The organism is Halomonas sp. A40-4 (assembly GCF_015767635.1).
Lineage (GTDB): Bacteria > Pseudomonadota > Gammaproteobacteria > Pseudomonadales > Halomonadaceae > Vreelandella > Vreelandella janggokensis.
The window spans coordinates 658,227-678,510 of record NZ_CP065230.1; the positions used below are offsets into that span (position 1 = coordinate 658,227).

Here is a 20,284-nt window from a genome sequence, read left to right on the forward strand (position 1 = left end):
GAATCACTGTTATGGCCTTCAGGTGAAACATGGAAATCAACTTGCTCGTCTTACGGTGCAAAGAATTGGAAACAAGTAAGCAGTTTTATGAATCGCTAGGGTTTACCTTCGTCAAGGAGAAGCACGGTGGTGGTCCTTTGCACTACTCGTCGCGAGATGCCGGTTTTGTGTTTGAGCTTTATCCATTGGCGGAAAATGAGGCTGTGGACAATGCCAGGGTCGGTTTCTCGGTAAAACACATACCGCAGGTTCTCTCCCAAGTGGCAACTGAGAGCCAGCACGAATTCAATGGCAAACAGGTTTACATCGTTCGAGATCCTGATGGGAGAAAGGTTGAGCTTAGTGAGCAATGACCATAACAATTCGCGGCACACGGATGCCCTTGTCTTCGCTGCGTCAAGGTCACCGGTGCGCTTGGCGTTAGAGCATGAGGCATATGGAAATATTTCTGTTGAGACATGCTGAAACAGAATCAAACCGGGCTGGTTCACCTAGCTCGGGTTGTGAGGATGATTTGACAGAGTTCGGGCACTGGCAGGCCCAAGAGATCATTGATGGTCTGATGGAATTGGGAATAAAAGCTATTCTTTGCTCTCCTTACTCTAGGGCTCGGAATACGATTGAGCCGTTCGCGCAAGCCGCGTCGCTTCCTATCGTGGTCCATCCCTGTTTAGCTGAAGGCCAGTTGATACTTGATAACTCAGCCTCTCAAGAAGAGCCCGTTTACACGCCTCACGGGTCCGGTTATTTTCACCCAGCAAAAAACGAACAAGCCGGTGCGTTTCTCAGGCGGGTCATGCAGGCACAAGAGGTTATTTTCTCTCAATCTGCATCTAAAATCCTGGTCGTGACTCACGGGCACATGATACGTGAGCTGTTGAACAGTTTTCTGGCGTTGCCATCAAAAACGCGATTCCCCCACGACAACTGCGGGCTAAGCCATGTTTCTGTGGGGGAGGTAAACACAGTGGGCTTCCTTAATCGTGCCATGTGCTCTAACCAAGCCGTGCACCGGAGGCCATAAGCGTCGCTGGCGCGCCACTTCTGGCCCCGGCGACGGAAACGTTAGGTCTAACAATGCATGTTTTGATTACCGGCGCGGCTGGCTCGGGAACCAGCACGCTTGGCAGAGCTCTCGCCACAGAGTTGAATGCTGCTTTCATTGAGGCAGACGATATCTATTGGCTGCAAACCAGCCCGCCGTTTAAGGAGAAAAGAACAATTGAGGAGAGGCGGGGGCTAATGCTGTCGAGCCTGCATAGCCATTCGAGCGCGGTTGTCGCTGGATCTGTAATGGAATGGGGTTCCCAAATTGAAGATGCGTTCGACTTGGTGGTTTTTCTTTATGTCGAAGCAGCTACTCGTATAAAAAGACTTCGGGAACGAGAGATTCATCGTTACGGCGCTGCAGATCCTGATTTCCTAGAATGGGCGGCACAGTATGATGAGGGAACAGCGCCGGGACGAAGTCTAGCCAGACACCGAGCATGGCTAGAAAAGCGCTCATGTCGCGTCATAAATCTAGAAGGAGCTATGTCAGTGTCTGAGCAAATAGAAGTTTTGAGGAAAAAAGGCCTAACTAGAAGCTTCAGTTGACTGCCCAAAGCGCTGCCGCGATTCAGGCAGCAACCAAGCATTGGCGTTAGCGAGACAACAGGGGGCATACCAATGCAGTCAGACGTAGTTAATTTAGCCGAAAAATTCAGAAAGTTTTCTGAGTACTGGTCGCCACGTGTGGTCGCTGAAATGAACGATTATCAGCTCAAGCTGGCAAAGTTTCAGGGCGATTTTGTGTGGCATGACCATAGAGATACGGACGAGGTTTTTCTGGTCGTCAAAGGTGCAATGGGCATCGAACTCCGAGGTGGTACTGTTCATCTATCCGAGGGTGAAATGTATGTAGTGCCCAAAGGGGTGGAACATAGACCCTTCGCTGAAAGTGAGTGTCATGTTCTTCTAATTGAGCCCCGAGGCGTGGTGAATACCGGAGACTCTGGCGGAGAGCTCCAGGCGGAAAATGATGTCTGGGTATAGTGGCGGGCATGCCGTCTTTCGCTAACAAGGCCAAGCACGGCGATGGCGTTTACGTTGCGGCTTCGCATTCACTATATCGCCACGCGTGCTGAGCAGCGTTAGACGTATGCAAACAACTCTACGAACCCCAAAGCAAACCGATTACGACGCTATCGCGGCTTGGGTCAGTGATAAGAAAGCCTGTTCTCGCTGGGCTGGGCCATCCGTGCCGTTTCCTTTTGTTGCATCCAAGTTGCCGGAGCTACTCGCCGTTGAAGGGTGCTCAAGCTATTGCTTATCCGATAGTGATAACCGCTGCGTTGGGTTTGGCCAGTTCTGGCCGGGAAAGCAGGGTGCGGTTCATATCGGCAGGATTATTGTTTCGCCTGAGGCAAGAGGAAAGGGCGTAGGCCGCTTGCTTTGCGAAAAGCTGGTAGCAAAGGCCAGAGAGTCAACCGGCGCGTCGACGGTGACGCTGCGCGTCTATCGAGACAATCACGCCGCTCGTTCTGTATATTCAAGCCTTGGCTTCTCAGTCATCGAGTCAGAATCCACGGATGACTTAATGTTCATGAGTGCAACGGCCAATGAGGTTGCAAGAGAGATCACGAGCAAGCTATGAATTTACTCTCTCTCGGAACATCCGCTGGCGTACCCACTAAGCAAAGAAACATCGCCGGGGTCGCGTTGCGTGAGAAGTAGTGGCATTAGCCCGGAGATGTCTCTTCGACTATCCAAGGTTCTCGGGCGAACGCCAGAGAGCTGGTTGGCGAGGCAGGATAGGTATGACCCTTGGGTGGCTCGGAAGACGGTCAATTTGGATGGAATCCACCCCCTGGACTTCGAAGCCGCTTAATCAGGTCGTTAAATGCCCATGATGGCCATGTCCAGGGCGCCAACAATCTGGTCTCTGAAATGCGATAAAGAACCCACCGGGTTTTTGAGATGCTTTTCAGAAACAGAGGAAATTTGCGGGGTCAACAGTAGAAATTCCTGGTCTGCAAAGCTGATTTCTGGCGTGAGCCCTTGCATAGCGTTGCCGCCCAATGCGGCGCGTTTCCCCAACGGGATGACGATGCGCGTTGTCAGTTCGCTCAGCAGGCTGCTCTGAATATCGACAAGGTATGGGTAGTGCGCTTTGCTGGTTTTGCTTGGGTTGGGGTATACATCGAACTGTGCCATCAAAATTCCCTGAATTCGTCGCCGAAGCATCCATGTTGTTCGACAAAATCGTTGTAGCTTTGGATCGCAGCGCGATTTTCTTCCACCCATTGGGCTGCTTCGCGTTTGGAGAGTTCTTCTTTCAGGGCTCGCTCCAGGGTAGCGGACAAGTTAATGTTCAGTTCACGGGTCTTACGCAGCAGGTCGCTATTGACTGAGAGGTTCGCCGCTTTTTTTGGCGCGGCTGCGTTATAAAGTTCGGCCATTGGAGCCTCCAAGTGGCTATTCAATGTGTTGTCTAAGTTTATGCGCATGTCAGTGCGCATTCAAGCATGCGCTTGCTGCTTCGGACGTTAATCCATCAAAGCCCATGGTTAGCCCGCCAACACGAAATTATTTAGGTTGGCAGTCTGTTTACCGTGGTGATTACTAGAGCGCAAACATAGCGACCAGGCTGGCTTCATCTTGTGCCCAAAGCGTGTACTTAAGAGATCACGAGCAAACGATGAATATACTCTTCCTCGGCACCTCCGCTGGTGTGCCCACCAAGCAAAGAAACGTCTCCGGTGTCGCGTTGCGAGAGAGCAAGGGGAAGGGCTGGTACCTGATCGATTGTGGTGAGGGCACCCAGCATCAGGTCCTGCACACGAAACTGTCGCTGAATTCACTGAAAGCCATCCTGATTACCCACGTGCACGGCGACCATTGCTATGGGTTGCCGGGCCTACTGGCGAGCGCGGCGATGAACGGCCGGGAAGCGCCGCTGACCATTGTGGCGCCCGCTGGCATCAAGGCATGGTTGGACGCCACCTGCGAGGCCACCCAGCTATCGTTACCCTTCGATGTTGAATTTGTCTGCTCTGATGACCTGCCAAGCGTCGAGTTTGAGCGCATTGCGATTACCACCTACAGGCTTTCGCACCGGGCGCCGTCCTATGCTTATGGGTTGACGGAGCGAAAGGTCGAATCGGCTCTGGATGTGGATAAGCTGGCACAAAAGGGGATTCCGAGAGGGCCGTTGTGGGGGCAGTTGAAGCAGGGCTTTGATATCGAGTTCGCGGGTGAGCGGTTAAAAAGCCGTGACTTCCTTATCTCCAAACACAAACCCAGGAAAGTCGTGGTCGCTGGGGACAATGACCAGCCCGACTTGTTGTCGGAGGCGTGCGCGGGGGCGCAGGTGCTGGTGCATGAAGCTACCTACACCGAAGCAATGGCCGAGAAGGCCGGTGACGTGGGGCATAGCTACGCCAGGCAGGTCGCCACGTTTGCCGAATCGGTGGCGCTCCCCAACCTGGTGCTGACGCATTTCAGCCCCCGCTACCAGCTCAACCCCCATGCGTCGCCTTCCATTGAGGACATCCGCAAAGAAGCTCAGAGCGTCTATTCGGGTTCGCTTTACTTGGCGAGGGATTTTAGTGAATACACCCTGGATAAAGCGGGCCACTTTGCTGAGATAGAGGGCGAGTAGCGTTCTGCGCTGGTTGCGTTTATGCGTTTCATGGTACAAGCCAGGGCTTGGCGTTGTTTGCGCCCTGATGACCGAACCCAGCAAGGAGAGCCCTTATGCAAACGGTGAGAATCGACCTGGTCTCTGATGTCGCCTGCCCGTGGTGCGCGATCGGCTACCGGCGCTTGGAGCAAGCGTTGGAAATACTAGATGGCGAGATCGACGTTGAACTACACTGGCAGCCCTTCGAGCTCAACCCGGACATGCCGCCCGAGGGCGAGCCGATTCTGGAGCATTTATGCCGCAAGTACGGCAAGGATGCGGCCAGCATGGAGCAATCCCAGCACGAGATTATGGCGGTGGCTGAAGAGCTTGGGCTGAATTTCCGTGGCGCCCAGGAGCGTCGGGCGCACAATACGTTCGATGCCCACCGCGTGCTTGCGTGGGCCGCCACGCAGAACCGAGAGACGCCCCTGCAATTGGCATTATTTGATGCCTACTTAGGTGAGGCGAAGAACCCTTCAGATCCAGAGGTTCTGCGAGAGAAGGCCATCGAGATTGGGCTTGACGGGGACGCTGCTGAGGCTATTGCCCGGTCAGATCAATACGCGGACGACGTTCGCGCGGCAGAACAGCGATTCATGGAGGCAGGCGTGAGCGCGGTCCCAGGGTTCATTCTCGAAGGGCGCTACCTGATTTCTGGTGCCCAGCCCGCCGACGTGCTTGTCGATGCACTTCGTCAGGTGGCCGAGGAAAACGCTAGCCGCTAATGTTTCAGTGGCTCCGGCCTGAGTTGCGGCGAGTTAGGCTGGTTTAGTTTATATCGCAACTTCTCAAGCGCTGGCTTTAACCTCAACGCCAGCGCTCATTCCCTTACTACACAAACGCCCGCAACGTATCACTCGCCTGGTCGATAGAAACAACGCCATCCAAATGGCCTTGATTGCCTTCCAGGGTTTCAAGCGTCACGTCGCTGCCGCCTTCTTCAATCAACTCTGCGGTATGGCGCACGCCTTCGGGGGGTGGAAGACGAGGTCGTTTTCGCTATACAGCATCAGCTTGGGGGATTACCGCAAGAGCGCTGTCATTTTATTGGAGCGTGATGTGCAACACGCTATTCTTTCCTCATGATTAAATCATTCCGTCACAAAGGACTGAAACGGTTCTACGCGACCGGCAGCACAGCAGGCATACAGTCTGATCATGCTAAGAAGCTGCGCATGCAGCTCGCTGCCTTGGATACCTCGACGTCAGTGGAAGACATGGACATCCCTCGAGGACATCCGCAAGGAGGCCCAAAGCGTCTATTCGGGGTCGCTTTACTTGGCGCGGGATTTTGGAGAATACACCCTGAGTAAATCGGGCCACTTTTCTGAACTGGCGGGCGAATAGGGTGGCCGTGTTTCAACCCTTCTTGAGAATACGCGGGGACTGAAAATAGGGTGACGTCGTTCTCGTCCATAGCGCTGGAGGGTAAGGCAGCACTTATTGGAGCAGCTCCTGGCCTTTGGTCGTTGAACCCTGCTCGTGTTCGGCCAGGTGCATGACAATAGCGTCATACAATTGGCTGCATATGTGGTCACTACTTGTTTTGGGACTTGCTAAGTTCACATTTAAAGATGGCAACCGTGGGAGACCTTGCTGGCTATCAAGCTGCCTGAGCGTGGGCGGGATTGTGGATTTGGGCAGCGCTGAAACGACAGCACCACTTTCCACTGCAGCCACCAGCCCTCCATAGCTATAGGTTTCGAACTCAACGCTATATTCGCGGCTTGCGCCCTTGAGCGAATTCAGGATGATTTCTCTGTCAGGGCAGCCATACTCGAATAAAGCAACGGGTAACGTACCTTGTTTCCAGACGAGCGAACTTCTGGCGCATACCCACTCCAACGGCTCAACTCTGACAGGCTCAGCATTGATTTCGGAAGGGCAATGCTGAGCCAGCGCAATATCAAATTCCCCGTTCTTGTAACGTCTCCAGATATCAGTGCTGAAACTGCAATCCAACGATACTTGCACATTGGGAAACTGGCCTTTCCAGTGTTCAAGTAGGCTTGGCAATAGACAACTGGCGTAACAGTCTGTGGTGGCGAATCGTATGGTCTGGCGGTCAGCACAACTCTGTGCCAACCAACGCTCAGCCTCATTGTTTGCGGTAATGACTTTTTGCGCCCTCAGGTAGAAGGCATAGCCTTTTTCGGTAAGGGTAACGCCATTATGGCTGCGGTAGAGCAGCTGAGCGCCAATCTGGCGTTCAAGCTGCTGAACTTGCCAACTGACAGTAGATTGAGCCAGAAAAAGTCGCTCTCCCGCCCGTGAAAAACCACCCAAATCTGCAACATAGATAAAGGTACGCAGCTGATCCAAGCTCCATTTCATTTTTTGCCTCCTGCGGCCGACTCGTCTTGCTCGCCTGATGACTAACGTAAGTAGCCACCGGGTGACGTAAAAGCGGGTGAGTCAAGTATCGAATGAGTTGATACCCCCTGGCAAATATTTCCGTTTCCATTTACTGCCTATCGCTTTGTACGCTCTGACCACCTGTTATGGAAACCAACATGTGGACAAGAAAATGACGATAACGACTAGTTCCCTGGATGTTAGAGATGAAGGAAAGTGTCTTAAAGAAAGTCTCTCAAAAATGCTCGATCCTGAATTCTATACTAATGAAAAATGGTTCGAGCGTGAACTACAAGCCATCCATTTTTCAGCTTGGCATTTTGTATGCCTGTCGACTTCCATTGAAAATCCTGGAAGCTTTGTAACCCGTCGCTTCTTGGAACGCAGTGTCATCGTTGTTCGTGGTGAAGACGGTATCATCAGGGCTTTTCTAAATACCTGTAGGCATCGTGGTGCTCCGTTGACGAGCGACAGGTGTGGAAATAATACATACTTTAGATGTCCTTTTCATAAGTGGTCCTATGATACATTTGGGGATTTAAAGAGCGCTCCTGGTTTAGGTGGGAGTGTGAAAAGGAGTGAGCTCTCAAAGCTCAGATTGAATCTTGTGCCCGTGCAATGTGAAGTCGTGGCAGGCTTGGTATTTATCAATCTTAATGAAGAAAATGAGATGCCGCTTAAATCCTATCTGGGCAGCTACATCGATAATGTAGCCAAACCACACCAAGTTCAAAGAATGCACTGTGTCCAAGAAAAGTCGTATACATTAACGACCAATTGGAAGTTGTATATTGAGGTAGATATGGAGACTCTACATACAAATTTCATTCACAGTCATTCAATTGGTAGTCAGCCTGTTACGCCGTTAGAGCATGGTCGCAATTGGTTTGGTGTTTACCATCAAAATTCTCTTTCTCCAGCATTATTTCCTGAAAAGCGTAGCCTCGCCTTTTCAACTCCCCATGGTGTTACTGGTGAAGCGGCAGAGGGCACCCACTTTTGTGTCATTCTGCCAGGTTTTTTCATTGTAACGGCCCCTGAGGTTATGTGGTGGATTCAGAAGACCCCGATCTCAGCTACTCGCACAAGCGTCAATGTTGGTTACGCGTTTCATGATGAAACCTTGGCTCGCAGTGACTTTAAAGAGGTCGCTCCACACTATTTCGAACGGCTCGATCAAGTAATTCTTGAAGATGATCAGATTTGTGAATACCAGTTGGAAGGTTTGAGAAATCGCGTGCAGGGGCATTACACGCCAGCGGAGCCGGTGGCCGCCTATTTTTCAGAGCTAATTCAAAAAAGGCTGCTGGAGGTGGGGAATGAATAGCACGGGCACAATTATGGGTAGGCGAAATCGGATGCCTAATGCCTGGCTTAAATGGGCAGGCTGGTGCTTTCTCATCAGCATCTTCATGAGTGGGTTCTTTTTCCGCTTTGCGCCTTCGACCCTTTCAGGAAGTATGCAACAAGAACTCAGTTTGACCGCCAGTACACTCGGTATTGTGGCGTCGATGCATTTCTGGATTTACACGCTGATGCAGATGCCGGCTGGAATGTTTACGGACTCGGTGGGGATACGTAATGCTGGCATTATCGGGGGTGGCATAACGACAATAGGTGCTTTTTGCTTTGGCATTGCGCCAAATCTTGTGGTGTTGCTTGTAGGGTCGGCTTTATTGGGACTGGGGCTGTCGGCCGTTTTTGTCGCCCTGATGAGTTACAACGCTACCTGGTTTTCCTCAGAACGTCACTCCCTTGTGATGGGCACCACCATGCTTCTGGCTGCGCTAGGAAGTGTCATTGCACAGACCCCGACCGCGCATTTATTGAATTGGTTGAGTTGGAGAGAAATCATCCTTTTCTTTGGAGCCTTTACCTTATTGGCCACTGCCTGCCTTCTTGTTTTCTGTAAAAGCGATCCAGGATCAAAAAAGACAAGTGAAGCCAAAGCCAAAAAGACTGTGCATCCATTACAATGTGGAAATCGATATGTCCTGAGAAATCGTCAGGTGTGGTTACTATTTGTTTGTGTCGCTGCTACCAACGGAACCTTGTATGCGTTTTTAGGATTATGGGCTGTGCCATTGTTGACGGAGGGGTTCAGTATCCGACCAGCACAAGCTGCACAATATGCCACTGTTACGTTGACCATTTATGGTATTGGTTCTGTATTTTGGGGATGGTTCGCTGACCGAATTGGAACAAAGAAACCCATCATTGTTGTGACGTGTATGTTATCCGTCGTGGTATGGGCTTGTATGGCGTTTGCAGAGTGGGAACTGGGGTGGGTGGCAATGGCACTGTTTGTACTTCTAGGGCTTTCTGGTGGCCCCGTCGGTGTTATTTTTGCCGCTACCAAGGAATCAGTTGCCTTGGAGAACGTTGGTTTTGCGATTGCTCTCGTTAATATGGGCGCCTTTCTGACAGCTGCGTTGGTTCAATCAGGCTTTGGGATTATTCTTGATATCGTCGCCAATGCTGAACTGGAAATGGCGCCAACCCTTCAGAGCTATCAAATTGCCCTGGTGTTGCCCTTGATGATAAGCAGCTTGGGCGTGGTGTCATCCCTGCTTTTGAGGGAAACCGGCTCAGTTGATCCGATGTTAAAAGGCTGAAGGAAAGCACGAAATCGAGCGTCACCGTTATTTGGCATACTGAGTTGAAAAACTCAGGCCACAGAACCCAGGCAATCTTTACGTCAGGACTAAAGCGCTGTGAATCCATGTTTCCGTCGACGCTAACGAATTGCCGCTTGCACGGCACCGTCAGTTCTAATGGCCCGTTTCGATATCATTGAAAAGAGGGTGGCACTGGCCTCAAAGAGCCAGCGCTCGATCCCTTACTGCAAAAACTCCCGCAACGTATCGCTGGCCTGGTCGATAGAGACAACGCCATCCAAATGGCCTCGATTGCCTTCCAGGGTTTCAAGGGTAACGTCGCTGCCGCCTTCTTCAATAAGCTCCGCGGTGTGGCGCACGCCTTCGGGCGCGAAGACGAGGTCGTTTTCGCTATACAGCATCAGCGTGGGGGCGTCGATTGCTTCAAGCCCCGCTTCTAGAGAATCGCCGTGGCCCGCCATAAAGGTTTGGTTGGCGCGAACCAGATACAGGAAATGGTTGGCGTCGGAAACCTCTGCACGTGCAGCGGCAATGTCATCCAGCGTTTGCTCAATGGCGTAGTTGGCGTTGATATCTTGAGCGGGGTCGCGCTCTTCGTCGGCCCAGTCGCGGTTAAAGGTCTCGTTGGCCCACTCCCAGTGGTTGGCATTGAGCGTGACCAGTTTGAGCGCTTCTTTAAGCCCGTCGGTGGGCGGCTCGCCGTCGTAGTAGTCGCCTTCGTTCCAGTTGGCATCCAGGCGAATCGGTGCGCCCCAGGCGCTCAGGGTTGCCAGCAGCCAGGGGTCGGCCACTCCGCCGCCGATCACGGGAATCAGCCGCTCGACCCGGTCTGGGTAGGCACTGGCCCACTCAAAGGCTTGAAGCGCGCCCATCGAGGCACCCATCACCGCATGCAGCGATTCAATGCCCTGGCTTTCCAGCAACTCGCGCTGCACCTCGACAAAGTCACGAATGGTCACCACCGGGAAGTCCATGCCCCAGGGTTCGCCGGTATCCGGGTTGATTGAGGCAGGCCCGGTGGTGGTGACATTCGGGTCATGGGCGTTGAGGTTGACCAGCGTATCCGAGGCAATGATGTAGTACTCATCGGTATCCAGCGGTTTGCCGGGGCCGATGATCGCATCCCAGTAGCCGGTTGGTTCGCCCTCGGTCTCATAGCGGCCGGCGGCGTGGCTGGTGCCGGAGAAGAAATGGGTAATCAGAATGGCGTTATCGCGGGCCTCGTTTAATTCGCCGTAGGCCTCCCAACCCACGCTTACTTCGGGGATTGTTTCTCCCCCTTGGGTGGTGAAGTTTTCTAGCTCGAAGGTCTGCTTTTCGACTAGGCCGTCCCAAGCCATTAGTGATGAGGAGGCAATTAGGCCGATGCTGATAAACGCTGACGTTAGCAGAGGATGCCGTTGAATAAGCGCCATAAGTTCTCCTGCGATAAGGGATCATTGTGATTGTTGTTGACCATCTGCAATGGCCTTCCTCACAGCCTAGCCATTTTTAACGCATTTTGAAGGGGTTAACCCTTAGGCTTGCTGTTGGGTTTAGTGAGCAGGAGGCGCTTGATGATGTGAAGGCTAAGGTCGTTCGGCTGACGCAGCGGCCTGACGCCGTTAAATCGATGGTGTAGCGCTAGATTGCGTGAGGAATAGGCGAAAAGTTGAGTAGCATGTATACCGACTTGGCCATATAAAGCAGCATCTGAAGCCCTTTCCTGTGGTAACTCAGTGCGATACGCAAAAGCCTGCGAATGGTCAATCATCGCAGGCTCTGGGTAAGTCTCTATAAAAACATGTCTTAGCCGCGTGCTACCGCAAGCCCAGAAAGGAAAGAATCGCTATGACGATAACGACGGCACCAACAATGTAGACGATACTGTTCATCAGTAAATACTCCTTTTGTGAATCCGCAATCCGTGTCGCGCCATCATCCCTGAGGCGCACGCTCTAGCTTATTTTCGAGGCAGTCCTTCGCCTCTTTATCAAAGTAGGTGGATAGTGTTATCTGGTCTGTTGGCTAGCGCACTTAGTGGTGAAAAAGACAATGCGTCATACATATAAAGCCGCGTAGCTGCCGGAAAATATTATCACTGCTCGCGGCCCCAGCATCGCTGAATAGTCACTTGTCAGCCTGTGTGTTGCGAAGTGTGCAGCACGCAGAAGGTCTTGGATGATTAAATTATTCCGACACAAACTACTGAATTGGTTCTATTCGGCTTGCAGCACAGATGACATACAGTTTTATTACGCGAGGAAGCGGCGTAAGCAGCTCGCAGGGTTGAACACCGCTATGTCAGTGGAAGACATGAGCATCCCTGTTTGTCGGCATCATCTGATAAGGGGTAAAGGTAAAGAGCGGTAGTCGATTAGTGTTAACGGAAATTGGCGCATGACTTTCGAGTTTCAGGGACGCAGATTCCAGGCGTTATGTGGGTAACTGCTTGGCCTTGGACATAAATTTAGGGCATGTGGCGTTGCACCGGGGAGAGCACATGAATAATTATAAAGCTAAAAAATTTATAAAACTCGGAACGGCCATCCGATATCTTAATGATGTTAAATATAAGATGGGGGCGAGCGGCACGCCTGAACCTCTCTGGAACGATCATGTGATCGACAACATACGCATTGTTCTAGATCTAACGAAAGAGCTCAAACTTTCGGGCACACTTGATGCCGGAGCCTTCGGCAAGCTCAGTAAAATGCACTTAATGCTTAAAGAAGCGAGTAAGTCCAGTCCGGACCTTACTATGCCGCAAGCCGAGGAGCTTCATGAACTTGCTCGACGGATCCGGGAGTCACTGCTTGCAGAAGGGAATAATCGAGTCGTCTACTATCTCGATGAGACAGAGGTCGCGGCTGTAACCTCACCTGGCTGGCCGAAGGAATTGACACTTGGTCTTGTCGGAAAAATGCCGTTGAGCATCGTGGCTTGGCTGCTCAGTCTGACTGTTGCTGCTTTCGGCCTTGGAGTCATAGCATCTGAGGCGGGATGGTATGGGTGGGTAAAAGAGGCAATTAGCCCTCAAGCGCAGAATGGAGCAGAGCGTTCGGGTGACGCCTCATCGGATGGCGGGTAGCAAGCCGTAAAAAGTAGACTCCAATCCAGGTACTTGGCGTAGCCCGCGCCGGTGTCTCTTAATCCAGTTCAGCCCGTTGGGTTGATCATCATGCGCTTGGCGAAAGGGAACCGTTCGGCTTGATATCGCCCAGCTGGCGCAGCGGTTATTGCAATGCATTGCCGGGCGAGGCGTCATTGGAGACGTTACAGCGGTGGTTGGTGGGTGCTTACTGTTAGGCTTAGTCGGTGATATGCGTTTCTGGCTGGAATGCGTGCTCATCTACCCATTTCGCTAAATCACCCAGCGCCTTCATAGCTCCTGTCTTAGTGTAATCTCGGGGCCAAGCACTCAAAGCCTGCCATCGCCCCGCAACTTCAGGCCAAGTGTCATTGCCATGGCCGTCTCTGTACCAAGCAAGGTCTGGGTGTTTGGTGATAGGAGTTACCTTCAGAAATGCTTGCTCGATTCTTTCCAGCCAGGGGTCATTGCTTTCCTGACTTTCCAAATATGCCCGTACCTCAAAGCCGATGCTTTCATCGCCTTCTGATTCTGCCGACGGGTAATATATCAAGCACACCTGAGAGCCTTTCCCATTATTTTCACCCCAAGTGTGAGGGAAGAAGCGCCACACTCTTGTCTGATCTCCCCAATCCTCCGGCTTTTTATTGGTGCTAATCTCGGTCGTGTCTATCTGCAATGCAGTAGCAATATGGCTTTTACCTTCCGTCATCAATTCATTGTCGAGTTGTTTCAGACGTTGGGATGCTTCGTATAAATCATTGAAATGCTTCAACGAAAAATCCAGCTCGTCTTTTGTCATTGTCTTTTCTTCCGTTGGATGGGCGAGAGAGGTGAGATGCTGCAACAACTCTTGGTAGAAAATTTGCCATTTGGTCTGATTAGATGGGGCTACGTCTTGCCCGTACAGCTCATAAGCTGAGGCCAATACTTCCGAGTAAGATAGCGTCGGCCAGCCAGCGTTATTGGCGGGTGCCCAAACGCTTTTCTTAACGTCATTCGGGCATAAAACGCACTTGTAGACTTTAACCTCATAGCTGTTCAGCAAGTCGTCATAGGCATAAAACGGGTTACTCTCCGCTGAAGCCCATACTTTATGCTCGATACCCAATACAAAGTCGTTTCCCGAAACCACCAGGTCAAGGCGCTTGGTCGATGCGCTTTCGACATTCCAGTTCCCTGCTTCCCGCTCGGTAGTGACTGCTTCCCAGTCGATGCGCTGTAGGGACTCATGATCGAATCGCTCTTTACGAAAGAGTGCATGCAACACGGCCTTGGCCATCCAGCGGGGAGCCCCTGGGTAACCGCCCATAAAGAAGGCCATCAAGTCAGATAAGCGATTCTCATGCTGGCCAGGTCCTGCAACGGAAAACAAATTGGGTGTGGCTGGTTCTGGTTTGGGCAGAAGTGCCAGTTTTTCAAAAAAACGCTCCAATGCTGCCAAATCAGTCGACTCTGAATGCATGAATTAATCCTAAATAATTTTAAACTGATTCAACGCATTAGCTTGCTGAATCATCATCCGCTTGTCGAGCTGAAGTCGCCGAGTCTCCCCGTACCGGGCATGATCGCAAAGCACGCTATCCGGTTTTCTTTCTAGCCCGGTGCGCAGCTGCTTTCATCCGGTTGCCGCAAGCGGCCATGCTGCACCAGCGGCGGCGGTGGGATTTCGTTTGATCGTGGAACAGGAGAACGCAGTCCGAGGCTTCACATTGTTTGACGAGCTGCAGATTTTCCTCGGTAAGCAACTGGACCAACGACGCGGCGACGGGGTGTAACAGGCTTTCGCTGTCCATGTTGCGTTTATACGTTTTTTTCTGAAACACCGCCTCACTCGGCTGCCATTCAATCTTCTCTATGGGGTAACCCCATTCCAGCACGTGATTGACCACGGCGGAGTCTGCGGCCTGCTCCAGTTGGGCCGAGACGAGCAGATCCCGCATGTTGTCGCGCAGTTTCCGAGCCAACTGGGCGATCCCAGCCGGTGGGGGTTCACAAGCTTCCTTCAGTACACCCGCCTGTTGAAGCCACGCCACTACACCGCTGTCGTCATGAAGGCATTCCTGGCGCGCTTCGCTGACGCCAAATTGCGTGTTGATGAAATCGAGAGCGAGGTTGCTGGCGATAAACGGGGCGATAATTTTAGATGACATGCTTAGTAACCTTTAATTTAACACTTGACAGGTTACTATGTTTCTTCATAACCTTCAAAAGTTATTTTTAATGGTTACTAAGGGCTTGGCTATGACATCTGAAAATATGACGGCTTCTGGATCGGCGGCGCGGCAGGTTCACTACGGTTTCGAGACAGTGGGCGATGTCGATGTCTTCTATCGTGAAGCGGGAGATCCAGCGGCGCCGACGGTATTGATGCTGCACGGGTTCGCGGCGTCCTCGTATATGTGGCGCGATGTGATTGAGGCATTGGCCGATAGCTATCACGTCGTCGCCCCGGATTTGCCGGCGTTTGGCTTTACTCAATCACCGGCGCAGGGTGAGTATGAATACACCTTTGCCAACCTGACGAAGACGATTGATCAATTTACCGAGCAGTTGAACCTTGAGCGCTACGCCATCGCCGTTCACGACTATGGTGCGCCTGTTGGCTGGCGTTTGGCAGAGGCTCACCCGTCAAAGATCACCGCGATCATTTCGCAAAACGGCAATGCGTATGAGGAGGGGCTTTCACAAGGGTGGGAGCCAATCCGCAAGTATTGGAACGACCCTTCACAAGCGAATCGTGATGCGCTCAGCGACTTTCCGACCCCGGCGTCTATCAAATGGCAGTACGTGGAGGGGGTAAGTGATACAAGCGTCGTAGCACCGGATGCCTATACGTTGGAAGGGGCGCATATTTCTCAACCTGGGATGGCGGATATCCAGCTCGACTTATTGCTGGACTACGCTTCCAACGTGGCGAAGTATCCCGAGTTTCAGGCCTATTTTCGGGCGTATCAGCCGCCGTTGCTCGCCGTATGGGGGAAGCATGATCCGTTCTTCCTGCCGCCGGGGGCTGACGCCTGGAAGCGTGATATGCCTCAGGCGGACATTCGCTTTTACGACACAGGGCACTTTGCCCTGGAGACCCACGGCGATGTCATTATCCCGGTGATTCGTGAGTTTCTGGATAACCACCTGAAGAGATAGAGAGAAGCAACAGGTTAGCCTCTGTTCCAAGCTGGGCATCATCTATGCAAGAAGGCCAAGCGGTTAAGCTTGGCCTTCTTTGTGACGCGTCGTTGCGCTTATCTGTCCTAGCGCCGTTTGAACGGATTCAGCCCGTTGGCCTGCTGCATCATCATGCGTTTGGCGAAGGGGATACGCTCGGCGATATGCAGGCTGAGATCACCCAGTTGGCGCAGTGGTTTGGCACCGGTAAACAGATGGTGGAAGCTGTCGGTGGCAGCAATCATTGCCTGGTTAGCCGCCCGGCGCTGGCACTCAAAGCGTAGTAAGTTGAGGTAGTCGCCGGGGTCGCGGCCATGAATAATAATCTCGGCGAGCGTGTCGGCGTCGTGCAGGCCGATGTTCAGTCCCTGGCCTGCCAGCGGGTGCACCACGTGGGCAGCGTCGCCGATCAGCGCCAGGCGTTTGCCCATGTAGCGCTTGGCGTGCTGGCGCTTGATGGGGAAGCTGGCACGCGCCACGATGCGGGTGAGCTTGCCCAGCCGCTCGGGGAAGGCGTCTTCGATGTCTGTCTTGAGCGCGTCATCGTCCAGCTTTTCCCGCGTCTTGGTGGCCTCGTCGCTGTCGTACCACACAAGCGACGCGCGCTGGCCGGGCAGTGGCAACATGGCCATGGGGCCGGTGGGGGTAAAGACCTGCCAACTGACGTCTTGCTGGGGCAACTCGGTCTCCACGTTAATGATCATCGCCCGCTGGTGGTAGTCGTAATGGGTCACGCCAATGCTGGCTAATTCGCGCAGGGTGGAACGCGCACCATCGGCCCCGACGATCAACGCGGCGGTTAGCGTCTTGCCGTTATCCAGCTCGATCAGGCGCGCCTCGCCCGTGGTCAGGGTGCTTACCGGGGCGCACTGGGTATAGCAGGTCACGCCGGGGAGGTCGGCCAAACGCTGCCAGAGGGCGTACTGGAGCGTGCGGTTTTCGACAAAGATACCGAAGTCTTCCATGCCGCTGTCAGCCGCAGAGAAAAGCGAGTGGCCGGTGCCATCCTGGTTGGCGACATCGATATGCCGGAAGGGGCAGCAGCGCTCCTCGGGCAGCTGTGTGCCGCTGGCGTTGATAAACGTAAGCGAGCGCGCATTCAGCGACGAGATGCGCAGGTCGTAATCGCCCTCGGGCGCTGCGGGGGCATCGCCTTGTTCGATCAGCCCGACGGATTGGCCCGCATTGCCCAGCCGAGCCGCCAGTGCGGCGCCGACCATGCCGCCGCCAACAATAATGACATCATGATCCCGCATCGTCCGTTGATCAGACCCTTGCATAAGTGGCTCCTCGGATAAAAAGCTTGGCACAGAGTAGGCGTTGCCGTTGTCATACAGTATCGTCTAGCGAGAGCAGAATTGCCTAGGGGTGAACATTTGACGCAGGCGGTGGACATGACCAAAAGCGTGGCCCAGGCAGGTGAAGAGCTTGCCGACTTTATCGCGCGCTACCCAAAGCTCTGGATTCTTACCGGCGCGGGCGTGAGCACCGACAGCGGGATTCCTGACTATCGCGATGCCGATGGCCAGTGGAAGCGCTCACCGCCGGTTCAGCACGGCGACTTCATGGCTTCCCATGCGGTGCGCCAGCGCTACTGGGCGCGTGCGCTGGTCGGTTTCAAGGCCCTGACCGGAGCCCAGGTGAGCGGTGCGCACAAGGCACTGGCCGCATTGGAAACCATGGGTTATGTGGAGCTGTTAGTCACCCAGAACGTGGACCGCCTGCATCAGCGGGCGGGGTCAAGGAAAGTCATTGACCTGCACGGCCGGGCCGATACCGTCAGTTGCATGACCTGTGGCTACCATATGATGCGCCACGCCATGCATAGTGAAATGGCACACCTCAACCCGCGTTTTGCCGCCCTGGATGCCGGTCATGCACCGGACGGCGACGCTGACCTGGAAACCGATTTTTCCGCCTTTAAGGTCTTCGACTGCCCGCGCTGCAGGGGGATTCTCAAACCGGACGTTGTCTATTACGGCGATGTGGTCCCGCCTGCTCGGCGGGTTGCCGCCCAGGCTGGGTTGCACAATGCGGAGGCGGTGCTGGCCGTGGGAACGTCATTGATGGTCTATTCCGGCTACCGCTTCTGCCGCGAGGCGCATGGAATGGGACTTCCCGTTGCCTCGCTATCGCTTGGCGTGACCCGCGCTGATGCCATGCTCACCCATCAGTGGCGCGCACCGTTAACGCCGGTGCTGGAAGAGGCGGTGCGTTGTCTGCGCGAGAATTAGCGCGCCTTGGACACCCACGGATTACCCTCCAACCATAACCGCCAGGGGGCGTCGCGGTGCTCAGGGCTGGCGTAATCGATCCCCACGCGAGGCCCGGTCGCAATAGCGGTACTATGCGTGGCTCGGCTAATCCACAGCTGTCCAGTCTGGGTCATATCGTGGCCGTACAAGGCCTTATCAATACTAAGCGCACGGGTGAGCTTGCCCGGGCCATTGCTCAACTGCTTGCCCGGTGCCTGGCGGGTGGCACGCATTGCCGCCTCGTTGATGGTGGGCTCCACGGCGCGAATTAACACCGCGCAGGGTGAATCTTCCGGCTCGGTGACCACGTTGAGTAGCCAGTGCATGCCATATACCAGATAAACGTAGGCGTGGCCCGCTGGGCCGAACATGGCTTCCGTGCGGGGCGAGCGGCGGCGGTGGGCGTGGCAGGCGGAATCCTCAGCACCGCAATACGCCTCTGTTTCCACAATCCTGGCGGCCAGTTGCTCCCCGTTGTCTTCACGCACCAGCCAGCAGCCGAGCATGTCTCGGGCGACCGTCAGGGTATCGCGGTTATAAAAATCCTGGGGCAGGGGCGTTAGCGTAGATTTATGGGTAGTCGACATCGTTGGGAAGCTTTGTCTCGGCGTTTACTTGAGTAAAATGCTAGGGTATTAGGACATACCTTATTCGCTAGCACGTGGATCGTTTCATGCTGTCATTTGAACATCGTTATGCCACCTTACCGGAACCGCTCTGGGTTGCCAGCCAGGCAACGCCGGTTGCCCGCCCGGAGTTGATTGCGTTTAATGCCCCGCTCGCCCGAGAACTGGGCGCGCAGGACATCCCTGATACCACCACGCTTGCCGAGTGGTTCAGTGGCAATCAGTTACCGCCCGGGGCCAAACCGGGTGCCCTGGGCTACGCGGGCCACCAGTTCGGCAACTTTGTGCCGCAGCTGGGCGATGGCCGAGCGTTACTGCTGGGTGAAGTCGTCGACCAGCACGGCAAGCGCCGTGATGTGCAGCTCAAGGGCAGCGGCCGTACGCCGTTTTCCCGCGGTGGTGATGGCCGCTCGCCCTTGGGGCCGGTGCTGCGTGAATATCTGGTCAGCGAGTTTATGGCCGCCGTAGGGATTCCTACCACCCGGGCGCTGGCGGCCGTTACCACCGGTGAGCGGGTGGTGCGCCAACTGCCCGAGCCGGGGGCGGTATTTACCCGCGTGGCCAGCAGCCATATTCGCGTCGGGACGTTTCAATTTATCGCTGCCCGTCAGGATGAAGCGGCGCTAAAGGCCCTGGCGGATCATGCCATTGAGCGCCATTACCCGGAGGTTGCTTCGGCAGACGACCCCTACATGGCGCTGCTTGAGGCAGTTGTCGCCCGCCAGGCAGAATTGATTGCCCGCTGGCTGAGCGTCGGCTTTATTCATGGGGTGATGAACACCGATAACTGCAGCCTGGCAGGGGAGACCATCGATTATGGCCCCTGTGCTTTCATGGAGCAGTTCAATCCGCAGAAGGTGTATAGCTCCATCGATGAAGGCCGCCGCTATGCGTTTGCCAACCAACCGGCGATTGCCCAGTGGAACCTGGCCCGCTTCGCCGAGACATTGCTGCCGCTGATAGACGGTGAGGGCGATGCCTTGGTTGAAAAAGCCACCGATGCTATCCGCCATTTCGATACGTTGTTTAACGCCGAACAGCGCCGCTTGCATGCCGATAAGCTAGGCCTGGAAGCGGAAAGTGACCAGGCCGAGGCGTTGATGGAAGGGCTGGAAAGCCAGATGCACCAGGGCCGGATGGACATGACCGCCACCTTTGATGCGCTGACGCAATACGTCGCGTCGCCCAGTGACCAGAGGCGTGAGGACGTGCTGGCGCTAACGCAGAACTCAGAGGCGCTAGGCGAATGGCTCAGCCAGTGGCAGGCGGCCCAGGTGGCAAGCCAAAACACCGACCGCCTGGCAGCCATGCAGCGCGCCAACCCGGTGGTGATTCCCCGCAACCACCGCGTTCAAGAGGCCATTGATGCCGCGGTCAAGGGCGATTTCACGCCGTTCCATACGCTACTTGCGGTAGTGACCAAGCCGTTTGAAGACACCGTTGAAGCGCGTCGCTTGGCGGCACCCGCCACCGAAAGCGAGCAGGTGCTGCGGACGTTCTGCGGTACCTGATGCTGTGGTAAGCTG

The 20,284-nt window shown here is 54.2% G+C and carries 23 protein-coding genes; 14 read left to right on the forward strand and 9 right to left on the reverse strand.

Annotated features, from left to right (window positions below; translation table 11 throughout):
• Nucleotides 1-29 precede the first annotated feature (29 nt).
• The 5 genes from IT895_RS03170 to IT895_RS03190 all read left to right on the forward strand — a co-directional run bounded on the left by IT895_RS03170 (nucleotide 30) and on the right by IT895_RS03190 (nucleotide 2,635).
• Nucleotides 30-353 (forward strand): VOC family protein, encoded by a 324-nt coding sequence (locus IT895_RS03170; RefSeq protein WP_199284661.1) that lies wholly within the window; start codon nucleotides 30-32, stop codon nucleotides 351-353.
• Nucleotides 354-436: 83 nt separating this feature from the next.
• Nucleotides 437-1,024 (forward strand): histidine phosphatase family protein, encoded by a 588-nt coding sequence (locus IT895_RS03175; RefSeq protein ID WP_199284662.1) that lies wholly within the window; start codon nucleotides 437-439, stop codon nucleotides 1,022-1,024.
• A gap of 53 nt (nucleotides 1,025-1,077) precedes the next feature.
• Nucleotides 1,078-1,596, forward strand: coding sequence for an AAA family ATPase (locus tag IT895_RS03180; protein ID WP_199284663.1), 519 nt, complete (start codon nucleotides 1,078-1,080; stop codon nucleotides 1,594-1,596).
• Between the two features lie 72 nt (nucleotides 1,597-1,668).
• The gene (locus tag IT895_RS03185; protein WP_199284664.1) at nucleotides 1,669-2,034 is read left to right on the forward strand and encodes a cupin domain-containing protein; all 366 of its coding nucleotides are present in this window, start codon (nucleotides 1,669-1,671) and stop codon (nucleotides 2,032-2,034) included.
• A gap of 106 nt (nucleotides 2,035-2,140) precedes the next feature.
• Nucleotides 2,141-2,635 carry a GNAT family N-acetyltransferase gene (locus IT895_RS03190; protein ID WP_199284665.1) on the forward strand — a complete coding sequence of 165 codons (495 nt, stop codon included), beginning with the start codon at nucleotides 2,141-2,143 and terminating at the stop codon, nucleotides 2,633-2,635.
• A 242-nt stretch (nucleotides 2,636-2,877) separates the two neighbouring features.
• Here IT895_RS03190 and IT895_RS03195 read toward each other — a convergent pair whose 3' ends face one another.
• Nucleotides 2,878-3,195, reverse strand: a complete 318-nt coding sequence (locus IT895_RS03195; RefSeq protein ID WP_199284666.1) for a CcdB family protein — start codon at nucleotides 3,193-3,195, stop codon at nucleotides 2,878-2,880.
• Entirely contained in the window at nucleotides 3,195-3,440 is a 246-nt protein-coding gene (locus IT895_RS03200; RefSeq protein WP_085919619.1) for a type II toxin-antitoxin system CcdA family antitoxin, read from the reverse strand. The genes IT895_RS03195 and IT895_RS03200 overlap by 1 nt, the downstream gene beginning before the upstream one ends.
• Before the next feature lie 239 nt (nucleotides 3,441-3,679).
• Here IT895_RS03200 and IT895_RS03205 point away from each other — a divergent pair, with 239 nt between their 5' ends.
• Both IT895_RS03205 and IT895_RS03210 read left to right on the forward strand, forming a co-directional pair.
• Nucleotides 3,680-4,642, forward strand: a complete 963-nt coding sequence (locus tag IT895_RS03205) for a ribonuclease Z (protein WP_199284667.1) — start codon at nucleotides 3,680-3,682, stop codon at nucleotides 4,640-4,642.
• A gap of 95 nt (nucleotides 4,643-4,737) precedes the next feature.
• Complete coding sequence (locus tag IT895_RS03210) at nucleotides 4,738-5,391, forward strand: DsbA family oxidoreductase (protein ID WP_199284668.1); 654 nt, start codon at nucleotides 4,738-4,740, stop codon at nucleotides 5,389-5,391.
• A 106-nt stretch (nucleotides 5,392-5,497) separates the two neighbouring features.
• Here IT895_RS03210 and IT895_RS19495 read toward each other — a convergent pair whose 3' ends face one another.
• Nucleotides 5,498-5,632, reverse strand: coding sequence for a hypothetical protein (locus IT895_RS19495; protein WP_267905861.1), 135 nt, complete (start codon nucleotides 5,630-5,632; stop codon nucleotides 5,498-5,500).
• A gap of 116 nt (nucleotides 5,633-5,748) precedes the next feature.
• Here IT895_RS19495 and IT895_RS03220 point away from each other — a divergent pair, with 116 nt between their 5' ends.
• Nucleotides 5,749-5,979, forward strand: a complete 231-nt coding sequence (locus tag IT895_RS03220) for a type II toxin-antitoxin system RelE/ParE family toxin (protein ID WP_233337342.1) — start codon at nucleotides 5,749-5,751, stop codon at nucleotides 5,977-5,979.
• Nucleotides 5,980-6,106: 127 nt separating this feature from the next.
• Here IT895_RS03220 and IT895_RS03225 read toward each other — a convergent pair whose 3' ends face one another.
• Nucleotides 6,107-7,000 (reverse strand): LysR family transcriptional regulator, encoded by an 894-nt coding sequence (locus IT895_RS03225; protein ID WP_199284669.1) that lies wholly within the window; start codon nucleotides 6,998-7,000, stop codon nucleotides 6,107-6,109.
• Nucleotides 7,001-7,193: 193 nt separating this feature from the next.
• On the opposite strand from IT895_RS03225, the gene IT895_RS03230 reads away from it, so the two are divergent.
• The gene (locus IT895_RS03230; RefSeq protein WP_199284670.1) at nucleotides 7,194-8,348 is read left to right on the forward strand and encodes an aromatic ring-hydroxylating oxygenase subunit alpha; all 1,155 of its coding nucleotides are present in this window, start codon (nucleotides 7,194-7,196) and stop codon (nucleotides 8,346-8,348) included.
• 31 nt (nucleotides 8,349-8,379) lie between these two features.
• Entirely contained in the window at nucleotides 8,380-9,636 is a 1,257-nt protein-coding gene (locus IT895_RS03235; protein ID WP_199284671.1) for an MFS transporter, read from the forward strand.
• Nucleotides 9,637-9,860: 224 nt separating this feature from the next.
• Here IT895_RS03235 and IT895_RS03240 read toward each other — a convergent pair whose 3' ends face one another.
• Complete coding sequence (locus IT895_RS03240) at nucleotides 9,861-11,054, reverse strand: E22 family MetX-like putative esterase (protein ID WP_199284672.1); 1,194 nt, start codon at nucleotides 11,052-11,054, stop codon at nucleotides 9,861-9,863.
• A 1,067-nt stretch (nucleotides 11,055-12,121) separates the two neighbouring features.
• Between IT895_RS03240 and IT895_RS03245 the strand changes: the two genes are divergently transcribed.
• Complete coding sequence (locus IT895_RS03245; RefSeq protein ID WP_199284673.1) at nucleotides 12,122-12,709, forward strand: hypothetical protein; 588 nt, start codon at nucleotides 12,122-12,124, stop codon at nucleotides 12,707-12,709.
• Nucleotides 12,710-12,929: 220 nt separating this feature from the next.
• On the opposite strand, the gene IT895_RS03250 is transcribed toward IT895_RS03245, so the two are convergent.
• Both IT895_RS03250 and IT895_RS03255 read right to left on the reverse strand, forming a co-directional pair.
• Nucleotides 12,930-14,174, reverse strand: a complete 1,245-nt coding sequence (locus IT895_RS03250; protein ID WP_199284674.1) for a PDDEXK-like family protein — start codon at nucleotides 14,172-14,174, stop codon at nucleotides 12,930-12,932.
• Nucleotides 14,175-14,289: 115 nt separating this feature from the next.
• Complete coding sequence (locus tag IT895_RS03255; RefSeq protein WP_199284675.1) at nucleotides 14,290-14,862, reverse strand: CGNR zinc finger domain-containing protein; 573 nt, start codon at nucleotides 14,860-14,862, stop codon at nucleotides 14,290-14,292.
• A 91-nt stretch (nucleotides 14,863-14,953) separates the two neighbouring features.
• On the opposite strand from IT895_RS03255, the gene IT895_RS03260 reads away from it, so the two are divergent.
• Nucleotides 14,954-15,856, forward strand: coding sequence for an alpha/beta fold hydrolase (locus tag IT895_RS03260; protein WP_233337343.1), 903 nt, complete (start codon nucleotides 14,954-14,956; stop codon nucleotides 15,854-15,856).
• Between the two features lie 107 nt (nucleotides 15,857-15,963).
• On the opposite strand, the gene IT895_RS03265 is transcribed toward IT895_RS03260, so the two are convergent.
• Nucleotides 15,964-17,157 carry a UbiH/UbiF/VisC/COQ6 family ubiquinone biosynthesis hydroxylase gene (locus IT895_RS03265; protein WP_199284677.1) on the reverse strand — a complete coding sequence of 398 codons (1,194 nt, stop codon included), beginning with the start codon at nucleotides 17,155-17,157 and terminating at the stop codon, nucleotides 15,964-15,966.
• A gap of 114 nt (nucleotides 17,158-17,271) precedes the next feature.
• Here IT895_RS03265 and IT895_RS03270 point away from each other — a divergent pair, with 114 nt between their 5' ends.
• A complete protein-coding gene (locus IT895_RS03270) occupies nucleotides 17,272-18,111 on the forward strand; it encodes an NAD-dependent protein deacetylase (protein WP_199284678.1) in 840 nt (279 codons plus the stop codon).
• On the opposite strand, the gene IT895_RS03275 is transcribed toward IT895_RS03270, so the two are convergent.
• Nucleotides 18,108-18,719, reverse strand: coding sequence for a DNA-3-methyladenine glycosylase (locus IT895_RS03275; RefSeq protein WP_199284679.1), 612 nt, complete (start codon nucleotides 18,717-18,719; stop codon nucleotides 18,108-18,110). The two genes, IT895_RS03270 and IT895_RS03275, sit on opposite strands and share 4 nt — an antisense overlap.
• Before the next feature lie 86 nt (nucleotides 18,720-18,805).
• Between IT895_RS03275 and IT895_RS03280 the strand changes: the two genes are divergently transcribed.
• A complete protein-coding gene (locus tag IT895_RS03280) occupies nucleotides 18,806-20,269 on the forward strand; it encodes a protein adenylyltransferase SelO (RefSeq protein ID WP_199284680.1) in 1,464 nt (487 codons plus the stop codon).
• Nucleotides 20,270-20,284: the final 15 nt, after the last annotated feature.

Bases quoted from the DNA above. Each gene is read 5' to 3' on its own strand.
- IT895_RS03170 (WP_199284661.1), top strand. From the start codon at position 30: ATGGAAATCAACTTGCTCGTCTTACGGTGCAAAGAATTGGAAACAAGT.
- IT895_RS03175 (WP_199284662.1), top strand. From the start codon at position 437: ATGGAAATATTTCTGTTGAGACATGCTGAAACAGAATCAAACCGGGCT.
- IT895_RS03180 (WP_199284663.1), top strand. From the start codon at position 1,078: ATGCATGTTTTGATTACCGGCGCGGCTGGCTCGGGAACCAGCACGCTT.
- IT895_RS03185 (WP_199284664.1), top strand. From the start codon at position 1,669: ATGCAGTCAGACGTAGTTAATTTAGCCGAAAAATTCAGAAAGTTTTCT.
- IT895_RS03190 (WP_199284665.1), top strand. From the start codon at position 2,141: ATGCAAACAACTCTACGAACCCCAAAGCAAACCGATTACGACGCTATC.
- IT895_RS03195 (WP_199284666.1), bottom strand. From the start codon at position 3,195: ATGGCACAGTTCGATGTATACCCCAACCCAAGCAAAACCAGCAAAGCG.
- IT895_RS03200 (WP_085919619.1), bottom strand. From the start codon at position 3,440: ATGGCCGAACTTTATAACGCAGCCGCGCCAAAAAAAGCGGCGAACCTC.
- IT895_RS03205 (WP_199284667.1), top strand. From the start codon at position 3,680: ATGAATATACTCTTCCTCGGCACCTCCGCTGGTGTGCCCACCAAGCAA.
- IT895_RS03210 (WP_199284668.1), top strand. From the start codon at position 4,738: ATGCAAACGGTGAGAATCGACCTGGTCTCTGATGTCGCCTGCCCGTGG.
- IT895_RS03220 (WP_233337342.1), top strand. From the start codon at position 5,749: ATGATTAAATCATTCCGTCACAAAGGACTGAAACGGTTCTACGCGACC.
- IT895_RS03225 (WP_199284669.1), bottom strand. From the start codon at position 7,000: ATGAAATGGAGCTTGGATCAGCTGCGTACCTTTATCTATGTTGCAGAT.
- IT895_RS03230 (WP_199284670.1), top strand. From the start codon at position 7,194: ATGACGATAACGACTAGTTCCCTGGATGTTAGAGATGAAGGAAAGTGT.
- IT895_RS03235 (WP_199284671.1), top strand. From the start codon at position 8,380: ATGCCTAATGCCTGGCTTAAATGGGCAGGCTGGTGCTTTCTCATCAGC.
- IT895_RS03240 (WP_199284672.1), bottom strand. From the start codon at position 11,054: ATGGCGCTTATTCAACGGCATCCTCTGCTAACGTCAGCGTTTATCAGC.
- IT895_RS03245 (WP_199284673.1), top strand. From the start codon at position 12,122: ATGAATAATTATAAAGCTAAAAAATTTATAAAACTCGGAACGGCCATC.
- IT895_RS03250 (WP_199284674.1), bottom strand. From the start codon at position 14,174: ATGCATTCAGAGTCGACTGATTTGGCAGCATTGGAGCGTTTTTTTGAA.
- IT895_RS03255 (WP_199284675.1), bottom strand. From the start codon at position 14,862: ATGTCATCTAAAATTATCGCCCCGTTTATCGCCAGCAACCTCGCTCTC.
- IT895_RS03260 (WP_233337343.1), top strand. From the start codon at position 14,954: ATGACATCTGAAAATATGACGGCTTCTGGATCGGCGGCGCGGCAGGTT.
- IT895_RS03265 (WP_199284677.1), bottom strand. From the start codon at position 17,157: ATGCAAGGGTCTGATCAACGGACGATGCGGGATCATGATGTCATTATT.
- IT895_RS03270 (WP_199284678.1), top strand. From the start codon at position 17,272: ATGACCAAAAGCGTGGCCCAGGCAGGTGAAGAGCTTGCCGACTTTATC.
- IT895_RS03275 (WP_199284679.1), bottom strand. From the start codon at position 18,719: ATGTCGACTACCCATAAATCTACGCTAACGCCCCTGCCCCAGGATTTT.
- IT895_RS03280 (WP_199284680.1), top strand. From the start codon at position 18,806: ATGCTGTCATTTGAACATCGTTATGCCACCTTACCGGAACCGCTCTGG.